Origin of the sequence: Hydrotalea sandarakina, from assembly GCF_003254115.1 — a bacterium.
Lineage (GTDB): Bacteria > Bacteroidota > Bacteroidia > Chitinophagales > Chitinophagaceae > Hydrotalea > Hydrotalea sandarakina.
On the sequence record NZ_QKZV01000005.1, the window covers coordinates 198,294 to 213,145 of the forward strand.

At 35.4% G+C, this 14,852-nt stretch carries 7 protein-coding genes; 2 read left to right on the top strand and 5 right to left on the bottom strand.

Annotated features, from left to right (window positions below; genetic code table 11):
* Positions 1 to 8: 8 nt before the first annotated feature.
* Both LX80_RS09205 and LX80_RS09210 read right to left on the bottom strand, forming a co-directional pair.
* Positions 9 to 2,042, bottom strand: a complete 2,034-nt coding sequence (locus tag LX80_RS09205; protein WP_111295516.1) for a glycosyl hydrolase family 95 catalytic domain-containing protein — start codon at positions 2,040 to 2,042, stop codon at positions 9 to 11.
* A 164-nt stretch (positions 2,043 to 2,206) separates the two neighbouring features.
* Entirely contained in the window at positions 2,207 to 4,267 is a 2,061-nt protein-coding gene (locus tag LX80_RS09210; protein WP_111295518.1) for a PAS domain-containing sensor histidine kinase, read from the bottom strand.
* 114 nt (positions 4,268 to 4,381) lie between these two features.
* On the opposite strand from LX80_RS09210, the gene LX80_RS09215 reads away from it, so the two are divergent.
* A complete protein-coding gene (locus tag LX80_RS09215; protein WP_111295520.1) occupies positions 4,382 to 4,819 on the top strand; it encodes a helix-turn-helix transcriptional regulator in 438 nt (145 codons plus the stop codon).
* On the opposite strand, the gene LX80_RS09220 is transcribed toward LX80_RS09215, so the two are convergent.
* Both LX80_RS09220 and LX80_RS09225 read right to left on the bottom strand, forming a co-directional pair.
* Positions 4,797 to 6,854, bottom strand: a complete 2,058-nt coding sequence (locus LX80_RS09220) for a PAS domain S-box protein (RefSeq protein ID WP_111295522.1) — start codon at positions 6,852 to 6,854, stop codon at positions 4,797 to 4,799. The genes LX80_RS09215 and LX80_RS09220 overlap by 23 nt on opposite strands.
* A gap of 133 nt (positions 6,855 to 6,987) precedes the next feature.
* Positions 6,988 to 10,320, bottom strand: coding sequence for a VCBS repeat-containing protein (locus tag LX80_RS09225; RefSeq protein WP_111295524.1), 3,333 nt, complete (start codon positions 10,318 to 10,320; stop codon positions 6,988 to 6,990).
* 179 nt (positions 10,321 to 10,499) lie between these two features.
* On the opposite strand from LX80_RS09225, the gene LX80_RS09230 reads away from it, so the two are divergent.
* Positions 10,500 to 11,450, top strand: coding sequence for a GyrI-like domain-containing protein (locus LX80_RS09230; RefSeq protein WP_111295526.1), 951 nt, complete (start codon positions 10,500 to 10,502; stop codon positions 11,448 to 11,450).
* Positions 11,451 to 11,481: 31 nt separating this feature from the next.
* Here LX80_RS09230 and LX80_RS09235 read toward each other — a convergent pair whose 3' ends face one another.
* Positions 11,482 to 14,817, bottom strand: a complete 3,336-nt coding sequence (locus LX80_RS09235) for a VCBS repeat-containing protein (RefSeq protein ID WP_111295528.1) — start codon at positions 14,815 to 14,817, stop codon at positions 11,482 to 11,484.
* Positions 14,818 to 14,852 lie beyond the last annotated feature (35 nt).

Here is a 14,852-nt window from a genome sequence, read left to right on the forward strand (position 1 = left end):
AGGATATTTTACTGAACCGTAAAAGTTTTTTTCTGAGTACCTACACCTGTTATGGTTAACTTTTTCCATTGCTTAGGTAAAGCAGAGGGAATTTGAGTAATTCCACTTTCGGTTATATTCAGTCCGCCAAATCCCATTAAAACACTTTGAATAATACCGCCTGCACCGGTTGCAAAGTAGGGATTAGTGCCTCCTTTGGTTTCAGCAATTACTCGGAATGGTGGATTTAAATTAGGAATATAAGCGTCTTTAAACCAATGATAAGCTTTTTCTCCATCGCCTAAACGGGCATACAACAAAGCAAATATAGCTTGCGTCATTGCCGGTGTTCCTGCATCGGGCACTCGAGTTGAATAGTATTCTAAATCTTTTTTAATTTGTTGGGGCTGTGTAATTTCTTTTAAAGGATACGCCAATAAATTCACATCTGCTTGTTTAATTCCTTGTCCATTATATGTTGCGTATTCTTTTGTTACGCCATCGGGAAATTGCAGAATTGGAATATTCCTGGCAACATATAACCAATCCGTATCTGCTTTCTCGCCAATTATTCCGGCAGCAGTGGTGGCATATTGCAATACAGCTTTTGCGGCAGCATTGGTAAAAGCATCATTGTCCACATTTTCGGCCCATTCATCAGCCGCCACTACATCTTTAATATCAAAATGACCGGGACCATTTCGTTCTACCCTACTACTCCAAAATTCTGCAACAGCTTTCAATAACGGCCACCCCTTTTCTTTTAACCAGGTTTTATCTTGTGTTACTTCGTAATACTGCCAGGCAGCAATGCCTACACAAGCAGTTATATGGTGCTCAAACGGGCCGCTTAATGCCCATACAGGTGTTTCCTCTACCCCGCTTGCTGCACTTTCCCAAGGGAACATGGCACCTTTATATCCATGTTCAAAAGCATTTTGTTTAGCAGCGGCTAAGCGTGCATAACGGTACTCTATCATGCTTTTAGCCATTTCGGGGTGTAGAACCAATAATGCAGGGAACATCCATAAATCTGCATCCCAAAAAACGTGACCATTATAGCCTAAACCCGATAAACCCATGGGTGAAGGACTTAAATCAGATCCTTCACGCACAAATGAATATAGATGATACAACATACTATGCACATCTTGCTGATCTTGCGCATTGCCATTGATGGTTATGTCGCTCTTCCATAATGCATCCCATGCTTCATTATGAAAATCAATTAATCTTTTACGCCCTTGTAGTTTAGCATAAATGGTTAACCGTTGTGCTTCATTTAGCGGATCGGCATTATGAGCCGAAGTAATAGAAGAACCTACAATACTAAAAGTGTACGATTCACCTGCCTTTAATGATTTTGAAAATTTCATTAAGTGCATATTATTATCCCACATTTCATGAATAATTTGAGGTTCCTGCCCATGTGGTTCATCAAACATAAAACTGTTAGCAGCACATAACAATAATTTACCCGTAGGACTTTTAGCGGAAGAAGTTAAAAGGCTGATAAGCGTATGCGGCCTATCAATTTGGTTATAATAATTCTCAACATCACGTAAAGCATCGGGTGCCTCCATTACACTGGCAGCGCCCAATGTTAAAGGTTGTTTTGCTGTAATGGTAACGGTCATTAATACCGTAAATGGCAATTGTCGCAATGAATAATAAGTATAACTTATTTGCGCCTTATTTTCGAATTGAAAGGAAGTAGTAAAATTGGCATGGTGCATATCTAACACCTGATGCATTTGTGTTACATTATTTTTGTTAATCTGTTCACCATCAATACTCATTTGCATGTTTAATAAATTAAAGCTGCGCAGGAAATTGCTGACCATACCACGGCCATATGTATCATATGCACCTGCCAATACCACTTCTTTTACCTTAAAAGGTTCGGGTGCAGAAACCACACCAATCATTCCATTGGCTACAGTTACGCCATAATAATTGGCTGCATTAATGGAATCAGCCGTTATCTTCCAAGGATCAACAGAGCTTTGTGCACAAACGGAGAAAGACAGTGGAAGGAGTAAAAGTAGCAGAAAATTTTTCATGCTTATTTATTTTAAATGAACATTGGTTTAGATAAGATGTGGTTACTTTAACCCTTATTAAGTGAATATTCTCGCATAAGAATTAGGCTTAAGCAATCACCGGCATTACATATCTGTCAATGCCCCTGCAATTTATTCATAAAAATAAACAGCAAATAACTTATTTAAGTAAGCGGGATAAAAACTTTTACACTGCAACCGTTTCCGGGCGATGATTGAATGCGTGCATAACCGGAGAATAAAGCAGCTCTGCGTTGAATATTCGTAAAATGAATAAAATTTTGTACGGATTTTGTGTCATATCCAATACCATTATCGAACATGTATAATTCTACCCCTGATTCATCTACATTTAAACTCAATTCAATCAAAGTTGCTTTTGCATGCTGATGAATAAAATTCATGTTTTCCTGCACAATGCGATAGAGAATCAACATCAAATCATAAGGCATTTTACAGTTGTTAGGAATATTGTGTACAAACTCTATACTATACTGATGATGGATATTTATCTTATTCAGCAAAAGTTCCAAACTTTCACTAAAACCAATATAATTGAATGTTGGTGGTGCCAGGCGATGAGATATTTGGCGAATGGTTTCAATGGCTTGACGTGTATGTAGCTGAACGGATTTTAGACTTTGTTGGCACTGTGGTAACATTGTTACTGAAAGTGACTGCTGCAAAGAAAATACTGCACCGGTTAAAATTTGGTTGACGTTGTCATGTAATTCGGCACTGATTTCAAAACGCTCTTTTTCTTGTGTATCAAAAATGGCTTTGGAAATTTTATTTTCTGCCTCATTTCTTTCTGTTACATCTAACACTGTAATCATCCTAGCAGGAATGCCTTCATAATCAAAAGGTACACCTCGCATTTCTACATCAAAAAAATTTCCATGCTTTGTAATATGCCTCGTTGAACCTTGAAGCACTTCCGATTTTACCCTTAAATTTTGAACAATCTCCTTAACATTGTCTCTATAAAGAGGGTGAAAAATATCAGTATATTTAATATTTAACCATTCCTTTTTATTATACCCATATTTGATTATAGCCGCATGATTTACCTGAAGAATTGATAAGGTTTGCAAGTCATAAATAATTTTAGGCAACGGGCTCAATTCAAAAATATTCCTATATTTTCTTTCTGATAGTTTAATTTGCTGTTGCAATAAATAGTTTTCAGTAAAATCATTTAAATACAATTCAGCATAACTCAATTTCCTTTGTTTATAATAGAGAACGAAATTCCCTTTTACTATTAAGGGGGCCGTCTTATTTACATAAAGTTTTGTTTTTGGAATTGAGATTATTTTATTAGAAACCGCATTGTTTAATAATTTGTTTCGATTGAAAATAATGGCTATTTCCGGTAATATATCTGACAAATTAAAAACAGAAGTGTTGTAAAAATTATTGATTAATTTAATTTTTAAATTTTCATTCATTAATTCTACAACACCATCAGCATTCACCATTAAATATAATTGACTAGAAACTTCTATTAATTTTTTATACTTCTGACGTGAGAATATCAATTTAGTATAAAATTTTTTACTACTATAATAGGTAAAAAGCATCAGAACCGCCAACCCAAATAAAAAACCAGCCATTAATCTAGCCAGGTTTTTAAATTCTTTCTGTTTGGTTTCGGTTATTTTAGCTAACCTATCCTGCTGCTCTTGCGTTTCTTGTTTTATCAGTTGTGTAAGGGTTTCAATTAATTGCTCCTGTTTTTCAAACAGATCATGCTGAGAAGACAGATAAATATATTCGGCTATATCTCTATTATCGTTTTTTAAATACCTTAAAATTTGCCTGACATATGGAATATTCGCATTCCAGCTTTGATGGAGTTTTTTTAAATGCTTTACAACTATATTATTTTTTTCAAGATCCAGTAATTGATGAATATCCGATTCTACATCACTCCTATTTCTTTCAACTTTTTGTGAATACGTTTGTAATATATTATGATTAATGTTAGTTTTTTGCAACAATAGATGCAGCAAATTTGCTTGAAGAGAATCAGTTTCTTTGCGTAAATCAATTAAAAGCATTAACTTATTAACTGAAATTTCAGTTGATGTATTAAATTGCTTTGTAAGGTTTACTATATTTCTGTATTGGCTTATTTGAACTGTGATAATTAAGCCAAATACTAGCAAATAGCTGCAAATTATGCCTCCCAGTAATAGGGATGGTTTTTTTGCAACATGCATATTGGTTCTTTTAGGAACTGTGGAATAGGTTTATGATTAATGATTAGTTTAATAAATCATTCATAACAAAATTAAATGAAATGGAATAAATAATCCAAATAAATTCACAAAAAAATGAAATATTTTTCCTCTAATTTGGAATTTTTAAGAAAGCGGAATGGATTAAAGCAATTAGAGATTCAAGAAAAATTAGGCATAGAAAGAACCACTTGGAGTAACTATGAAAGAGGAAGATCATTTCCAAACTTGAAATTATTTCACGAAATATCAAAATATTTTGGAATTAGCGAATATGATTTACTGAATACCGATCTTACCAAGTTAAATTACCCGCCTTCTGAAAAGCTAATTATTTCAAATGGCACCCCCCATGAAAAAAAATTTCTAACGGATAGTGCTATTACAAACCATTATTGCACATACTGTATTTTAAAAGATGAAATAATACACAGTAAAGAACAAATTATAGAGGCTTTACAAGGTCAAATTGAAGCATTAAAAATAGCTGCTTTTCATATGGAAGAAAGAATTAAACATTTGTCAGCGGGATAAAAACTTTTACACTGCAACCGTTTCCGGGCGATGATTGAATGCGTGCATAACCGGAGAATAAAGCAGCTCTGCGTTGAATATTATTTAATCCAATACCTTTGCGTTGTGCTTTCATATCAAATCCGCGGCCATTGTCATAAATATACAATTCCACTTCCTTGTCATCAACATTTAAGTTTACCTCAATAATGGTAGCATTTGCGTATTTCTGAATATTATTGAGCTGCTCTTGCAAAATTCTATACAAATTCACCATTAGGTCATCGGGTAGTTTTATTCCTTTTGGCACGTTGTAAACATATTCAATTAGATATTTTCCATCGTGATTAATGCCATTCAACAACATTTGAATACTATCACTGAATTCTACCAAATTAAAGGAAGGAGGTGCTAACCGATGCGAAATTTTACGAATGGTTTCAATTGCCATACTAATGTATTTGTGGGCGGTAGCAATAGCCTCTTGCTGGGGGGCGGGTAATGATTCCTTTTTTAATAATCCTAATGTAAATACGGCACCTGTTAATATTTGATTTACATTATCATGCAGTTCAGCACTAATTTGAAAACGTTCTTGCTCTTGCGTTTCCATTATTGCTTTTGAAATTCTATTTTCTGTCTGGTTGCGTTCGGTAACATCTAAAATAGTAATTAAACGAGCTTTATGTCCTTCATATTCAAAAGGCACTCCCCTAATTTCCACATCTATCAAGTTTCCACCTTTTGTAATGTGCTTCATTTTACTTTCAAAAGCTTCTGAGTTTTGTTGCAGTTGCAATAATGCTGCTTTTGCTTCCGGTAAATAATTAGCCGCAATAATATCGGTAATTTTTAAACTCAACCACTCTTTGTTGGTATAACCATAATGTTGAACAGCAGCAGGGTTTACTTGTAAAATTTCATAGGTATTTATATCGTACATTATTTTAGGCAAAGGACTTAATTCAAATATGCTGCGGTATTTTTTTTCAGAAGACAAAAGCTGTTCCTGCAAATTATATTTTTCTGTAATATCATTGAAATAGGCTTCGGCGGCAACACACCTTCGATTTTTGTATTCTAAAATAATATTTCCCTCTACCCTAATTTTTTTGCCCGACTTAGCTATGTAAGTTTTTTGAACATTTTTTAAAAGAGTACCGTCTAATTCAGGAGAAGGCAACGGATTATAAGTATGTAAGCTATTTTCATCTAATATGTCGGGAATTGATAACTGAGCCAACTCTTCATCATCATAGCCCAATTTTTCCTTAAATGCCTTGTTGGCAAAAATAATTTTTCCTGAACCGTCACATCTGTTAATAATCTCATTCGTATGCTCAATTAAATACCTATATTTTGCTTCACTTTCTGCTAACTGCAAATGGTCTTCTCTCATTTTCTGTAATGTGCGCAAAACAGCAAGCCCCATTACAATAAGCAGGGCAACAATAAATAAATTAATTCGCAATGTTTTTTTATTGTCTGTTGAAATGGTTGTATTAAGCATATTTTTTTGATGGCTGGCAGAATCTTTTACAAAAGCAGACAATAAGGTATTGGCCTTTTGTAAGTGCTCATAGGTTATGTGTTGACTATCTAAATAAAACTGCCTTGCCTCATTAAAATGACCTTGCACAGCCAGGTTCATTAAAAATTTACGCACAGCGGCATTTTGCTTACGGAAATAAACCAAACTATCAAATAAATTTTTTTCTTCTTTTGTTATGATGAGTCTTTCAAACTCACGCATATTGGTATCATTGCGTTCAACCTCTTCCTGAATTTTTTTACGGGTAAACGCTATTTCAGTAGGGTCTTTTGTAAGGAGTAGGTGTAAAACCTGTGTTTGCACATAATCACTTCCCTTTCTTAAATTTATAAGCAATGAAAGCTTGTCAACACTATTACCGGTAATGGCATTATACCGATTGGCTAAATGATTGTATTGCCAAAATTGAGCTAGTTGCACATAGATTAGCCCGGTAAGTAAAATAATAAAAGAAGCAAGCAATAAATAATGAACCGGCAACCGCTTCAAAAACTTTCTCTTCATGGAGGCAAGGTTTTAAATAGATGTAGGTTGATGAATTTAAGGAATGCCTTAAACATTCATTAAATTTATAAAGGGTGTAAAGAAAGCAAAATTTGGGTAAATGCCAAATTATTTTCGGTGAACAGGGAAATTGTCAACGTTCAAACATTAATAAGGGCGCATTATTCATTGATACTATTAGTGCTTTTTTTCCGGTGTTTAACGGCAAAATAACTGCATCTCGAGCCTCGCCGGTATAAAAAAGTCCACTGGTGGCAGGATACACATATTGATAGTTTCCCGATGAGCTGCCTAATAACAATGTTCCATCATTCGCATCTAATCTTCCGGTTTGGGGCTTTAACCCAAAAAAGTTACCGGCAATGAAAAAATCAGTAATACCATCAGCATTAAAGTCGTTGGCAACTATTGTATAAGCAGGTGAAAATTGTGCCCTAACAGGCAAGGGTTGCATGATAAAATTGCCTTTACCATCATTCATAAAAATACAGGTTTGTAATTGTTGCGCTTCTAATACCAATGCCTTTTGTAAAACAGCGGACGGAAAAATATCTTGAATAGATTTTCCGGCAAACGCATTGTATGCCAGAAAATTTTTCTTGATGGAAGGAATTTGAGCTTCCAGTTCGCCTTTTAAATAATACGGATAGGCCTTGCCGTCGGTTTTATAATAAACAGGAATACATTCTTGCCTGCCATTGCCATCAAAATCAGCCACATACAATTGAGCAGGATGTGCATTATCGGCTTTAATATTAGAGTTTAAACCAAAATTACCGGCAATAAAATCAAGATGTCCATCATGATTAATATCGGCAACAGTTATACAATTCCACCACCCGGAAGATTGAGGTATAGTTTTCCATTTATCCAACTTGCCATTCATCCATTTAAATAGCGTAACAGGCATCCAATCACCTACAACAATTAATTCGGGCTTACCATCACCATCTACATCAGCCCACTTTGCATCCGTAACCATTCCAACTTGTTGAAAAGCAGGTGCCGAAACAGCAGTAACATTTTCAAATACTCCTTTCCCTTTATTAAGGAGCAACAAACTTGAAGCAGGTGCGCCATAGTTGCCGGGAATATTTCTTCCCCCAATAAATACATCGGGTAAACCATCATTATTTACATCGGCTATGCAAACACAGGATGCATTTAAAGAAGCAGACGGCCACCCATTGGTTGCTTTGGTGAAAATGCCCTTACCATTATTTAAATATAAACGAGGTGCTAAATAGGGTGAACCTAACGGTGCCATATTGCCACCGGAAGCAACAATTAAATCTAAATCGCCATCGCCATCTGCATCTATAAAGGATGCTCCGGTATTTTCAAAAAATTTATCGGCCACAAATGCCGGCTGTGGCAATTGCCGAAAATGCCCATTCGATAATTGTATAAATATTTTAGCAGTATCACCGGTTGCGCTACCCATGTAAAAATCGGTTAACCCATCACCATTTACATCGCCAATAGCAATTTTAGGTCCTTCGGTAGATAGCATTTTAGGTATTAATCTTTCTACATCAAAATCTACAAATTCGTTTTCATGGTGCGTTATACTTCCCTGAATAACTTTATCAGCCACATTCGTGTACCATGGTTTAGGTGTAGCAGCATCAACCCTTGTTTCAAGTGCATTTGCCTCATTCAATGTAATGGTTTGATTGGCAGCAATTTTAAATAAGGTTTGCATTTTTCCATTAGGCCAATAAACAATAACGCTATCGGCTTGCTGTAATGAATCCAGTCCAAATAATAAAACAGGCTCAACGCTGCTTTGAAAACCACGGGTAGGCATTTGTTCCTGCATTTGTTTGTTTGTTCCTGTAAAAACACAAACACGTGCTCCAAAGCCAAACGTGTTGGGTGCAGTACCCTTTAATTGCACTTTTAAATAATGTGCGTGCTTTGTTTCAACTGTGGTATTTTGGTAAATGAATGCGGGTGCATCTAAATTATTCACTACCAAATCTAAATCGCCATCGCCATCTAAATCTGCATAGGCAGCACCACTACTAAAAGAAGGTTGTGCCAACCCTAAGTTTTGAGATTGATTACTAAATACAAAATTTCCCTTATTTAAAAAACCATAATTGGGTATAGGTACCGAAGGCATTTTGTTCAACAGGTCTTGTAAACCATAAGCCCCTTCGGCCACTTTGCGCATGGTTTCATTATTGTTGAAATAAGCTAGAAAATCCTGATCGGTTAAATCGCGTTTCAAACCATTGGTTACAAACAAATCTTTTTTACCGTCATTATCAAAATCAAACCACAAAGGGCACCAGCTCCAACCGGTAGCATCAACACCTGCTAATTGTGCTATTTCACTAAAAGTGCCATTTTGATTATTCAATTGCAAACAATTACCGGTAAATTGATGATGATAATCCAACACATTTTTCGCATTTTGTACATCATAATCATCAAACTTAACGGTAGTTTTTAGCCGATAATCCGACTCGGGCAACATTTCAGCGGTAAAAATATCCAAGTAGCCATCATTATCAAAATCGGCCATATCATTTCCCATTGAACCATTACTCATGTGTCCTAAAGCTGTATTACTTACTTCTTTGAATGTGCCATTTTTCTGATTGATATACAGATAATCTTTTTCAAAAAAATCGTTTGAAACATAAATATCTTCCCAGCCATCATTATTTACATCGCCTACAGCAATGCCTAGTCCGTAAGCAATAGCACTTCCATAAAGACCGGCTTGTGCACTTACGTCGGTAAACATCCCATTATCGTTTCGGTAAAGGCGGTCTCCATCAGCAGCGTCGCGTAACAATCGTGCATCTTTTTTATAACCAAAACTTTCTATGGATTTTGGATTATTATTTAATACAAAGCAATCCAAATCACCATCATGGTCATAGTCAAAAAAAATGGCTTGGGTTGATGCACCGGTATCATTTAAATGATATTTAGCGGCTTCTTCCTTAAAAGTGCCATTTTTTTGATTGATGTATAATTCATTGGCTCTATCATCGCCGGGCATAATGCCTGCATTACATACATAAATATCTAACCATCCATCACCATTTATATCAACCATGGTAACACCGGTATGCCATTTGTGTTTACTGGTTATACCGGCTTGTTGGGTAATATCTTTAAAATGAAAATTACCTTCATTCAAGTATAATTTATTTTCACCTTGATTCGCAGTAAAAAAAATATCCGGTTTACCATCATTATTTATATCACCAATAGCAACACCGCCACCATTGTAAAAATTATGGTAATTAAAAATATTCATCTCACGGGTATCTGTAACCGTATTGGTAAAGCTAATACCGGTTTGCTGTGCTGAAAGTTGTTTAAAAAGCGGTTGATTTGTTTGCCGATTAGTATTAGTACAACTTGCAAAAACACAAACCATTACAGCACTATACACTAGCCAAAACGTTTCCTTTTTACGAAGCATATTGATGGTAATAAACATTGGGCGAAAATTAAAGCAATTTATGCAGCAACACAAATTAGCCGATGTATATATTTTAAGACAGCATCAAGCAAAAAAGTTAAGATTATTTTATGCTTTAACAATCATTAAAAAATGGTGAATTATTGGGTTTACCATTAATTTGCAATCATTATTGTTTTTTTAAACTACAACAGTAAATGAAAAAATGGTTATTCATTATCATTGCCATACTAGTTATATTCATTGCGGCTGTTTACCTGCTCATTCCACAAGAAGCTACTTTAACCATTAATACACAAATACATGCCAATGAAAATGGCGTAATACGTTTATTGCAAGATACCGGCCATTGGAGAAAATGGTGGAACTATAATACGAATGCCGGATACACCAACACTGATTCAAGTGAGTTTATTGCAGACAATATTCATTTTACCATTACAGAACCTTTGTATAAGGGTTTAAAATTGTTACTCACCTCGGGTAATGAAGTGTATAATGCACAAGTAAATGTAATACCCAACAATATTGATTCCTGTTATTTACTTTGGCAGGTAAAAGTACCTACAGGCAATAATCCATTTTTAAAAATTATTCGTTACCGAACTGCTTTGGGCATAAAACCGGCTATTCAAAATGTGATGAATAGATTTAAACCGTTTGCTGAAGATAAAGCGAATGTTTATGGTGTTCCATTGCGGCAACAAGGCTACAGCGATACCTATTTGGTGGCAACAAAGACAATATTAACCCAACCACCTACCGAAAAAAACATTTATGCATTAATTCAACAATTAACGGCATTTGCCCAACAAAAAAAAGTATATATACCCAATGGCCACCCCATTTATAATATTACGCATTGGGATAAGGATAGTATTCAATTGATGGTTTCCATTCCCATTACACAACCCATTAATGACGAGGGAAAGTTTGCTTTTAAACAAATGGTAAAGGGAAATTTTATTGTTACTGAAGTAAAAGGTGGCCCCTATACCATTGATAAAGCGTATAAAAGACTGATGCAATACTTTTCTGATTATCATAGAACAGCCATGGCTATTCCCTTTTACAGAATAATGAATAATAACCCAACCGCCACCGATACCGCTCAATGGGTAACAGAAATTTATCAGCCGGTATTTTAGCAAGCAAGCCTATTATTAGCACAAAAAGCGCTTATGGCTTTTTGAAACCAATTACCATTGTACCATCATTATTCCGTGCAACAATGAAACATTGTTTCCCTTGAATGCGAATAGGAAGAATATGCCTTATTTGTCCTTTAATTATCAATCCATTTAATGTACTTGCGGTAAGTTGGTGTTGAGCATTTAAACTTAATACGGTTCCAAAATCGGCATCGTAGCGCCCCATTTGAATATTGTTATCGTAAAAATTACCCCCCAGCATTACTTCAGGTAATCCATTGGCATTGCTATCTAACACACAAGCCGTTTTATAGGGTGCTAATTGCGCTTGCCAAGGCATTTCTTGTAGGGTAAAATGCATTTTTCCATCATTCATTAAGATGGCATTTTTTAAATAATTGGCTTCCAGTACAGTAGATGACTGCAGTTTTTCGGCAGTAAACAAATCTGTTAAACTTGCCTTAGCAAAATCTTCTGCATATAGAAAGCGTTTTTTAATAATTGGAATTTGTTTTTGCAATTCATCTTTATTGGCAAAAGGAATTTCTTTCCCTGCTAAGTAATAGGTTAGAATTTGTTCTTTCTGACCATTGTCGTCAAAATCATTTACATAAAGGCGTATGGGTTGTTTATCGGTAGCTTTTAAACGACTATTCAAACCTAAGTTACCGGCAATAAAGTCAATATTGCCATCATTATTAATATCAACAGGATAAACAAAATTCCACCAACCCTTTTTGTCGGTAAGGGTGTTTTTTTCAAAATGCCCATTGGTATTCATGAAAGCATAAATACCGCCCCATTCGGTAGTTACTAACAAATCCTTTTTTCCATCCTTATTTAAATCGAACCACTGGCCTTGCGTAACGAGGCCAATATTTTTTAATCCTGATGCATATTTATCGGTAACATCGGTAAAATGCCCTTTGCCATCATTCAGCAATAAGTAAGAATTAGGGGTTATACCATAATTCCAAGGTACTGCTCGGCCACCAATGAATAGATCCACAAAACCGTCTCCGTTAAAATCATATGCAGCCACCGAAGAGGCAGTCATATAAATATTGTTGAATGCATTGGGCAATTTGGTTAAGTTACCTTTGCCATCATTCAAGTAAACTCTTGGTTGCATGCGTTCATCAGTGCCATAATATTCATTACCTCCTGAAGCTATTACCAAGTCAATATTGCCATCATTGTTCACATCCGTCCAAATGGCATCAACATCTTCATAAGTGCTATCGGCATTTAACGCAGGCTCATTTAAAAATTGAAAAGTTCCATTGGGCTGTTGTAAGAAAACTGCAGGCTTAAAAGTTCGAGCTGCACCAATGAACACATCCTCTAATCCATCGTGATTAATATCGGCAACCGCCAAAGCAGGGCCTTCTGTTGAAACCATGTGTGGAATTAAAGACTCTCGATCAAACTCTACAAAATGATTTTCCTGATGTACATAGTTCAAGTGAGTTGCCTGCGTAAGATCTGTTAATAAAGGAGTTTTATTGGGCTTGAAATTAAGAATGCAGTTATAATTGAATTTGGGTAAGTTTTTTTGGTAGGTATAGGTTTGTTGATTATTAATAACAGCAAGGTTTAACCGTTGATAGGTGTTATCGGGCCATATTAAAAAGGCGGAATCAACTTTTGTACTATCTAAGCCAATATGCAAAGGAATTTCCATACTGCTTTGAAAACCATGTACGGGATACTTTTCATAGGTTCTTATTTCATTTTGAATAAACAGCACTGCTTTTGCGCCCAATGCATGAATATTTTTTTCAGGGCCTTTTAAGTTTAATTCCAAATAAGGTTTTTGGGTAGTTCCATTATTCGTTTTGTTTTCATAAACCATAACAGGTTCATCAATATTATTCACAACTATGTCTAAATCACCATCATTATCTAAGTCGGCATAAATTGCTCCATTTGAATAAGTAGGCTGATTATTTTGGATGCGATTTTCTTCATCGGAAAACAGCAATTGCCCACCGTTATGAAAAAATTTATTCGGAATTTTTATTTCAGGGAATTTATTTACCAATGCCATATCCTGATCGGCAATAGTATTACTGTTTATTTTGCGTTGAATTTCTTCGTTAGAAATAAAATTTACATAATCCATGTCATTCATGCGCTTGGGAATGCCGTTCGAAACGAATAAATCTTTTTTCCCATCGTTATCAAAATCCATCCATAAAGGCGCCCAACTCCAATCGGTTGCAAAAACACCTGAATACAAGCCTATTTCGCTAAACATGCCATTGCGGCGATTGTATTGTAAATTGTTCCTTGTATATTGATAGTTATAACCCACTTTAATTTTATGGAAAAAGATATCGTATTCATCCTCACCAAGCGACCTTTTTAAAATGTAGGGATCGTATGGAAGCATATCCATAGAAATAATTTCCGGATAGCCATCGTTATTAGCATCGGCAACATCTACGCCCATTGAAAACTGACTGGTATGCATTAAGCGATCATTATTTTCCTCTTTAAATGTGCCGTTTTTTTGGTTAATGTATAAATAATCATTTTCATGAAAATCGTTTCCAACATATAAATCGGGATAGCCGTCCAAGTTAATATCGGCAACAACCACACCTAACCCATAACTGATAGCTGAACTGTTAATGCCTGTTTGACGAGTAACATCCGTAAATGTGTTGTTCCCGTTATTTCTAAAAATTCTATCACCGGAAAGAGAATCGTAGGTGCCTAAAAAATTTTGCCTTGGTGCAAATAAACCATTTTGGTGTACAGAATGATTCAACAAAAACATATCTAAATCACCATCATGGTCATAATCAAAAAATACGGCTTGTGTACTAAAGCCGGAAAAGTCAAGGCCATAAGCTTTGGCTTCATCTTTATAATGCGGTACACCTGATGAATCAATACCTGTGCAAATAAGCAGTTGGTTGTGTCCCTGTAGCACATCATAATGCCCTACACAACAAATATAAATATCCAACAGCCCGTCATTATTAATATCCACTACCGAAACACCGGTTGACCAATTATTTGTTTGCGGAATTTCTGCTTGTTGGGTTACATCTTCAAACTTTAAATTTCCTTTATTTAAAAACAGTTTGTTGTTGCCTTGATTAGCAGTAAAAAACAAATCAATCTTTCCGTCATTATTAAAATCGCCTGCGCCAATGCCTGCACCGTTATAAAAATACATGTACTTAAACATATTGAAGTTAGGTGTAGGTGTAAGCTTATTTTGAAAATGTAAGCCGGTTTGAGTATCGGTTAACACCGAAAACAATGGTGCTTGATAAACTTCCTTATTATTGGAATGACAAGCAACCAATGCCATGAATAATGCAAAATATAATGCCAATTGTTTTACCATGCTTTCATTTAATTAGGTGTGTTGCAAATACAATG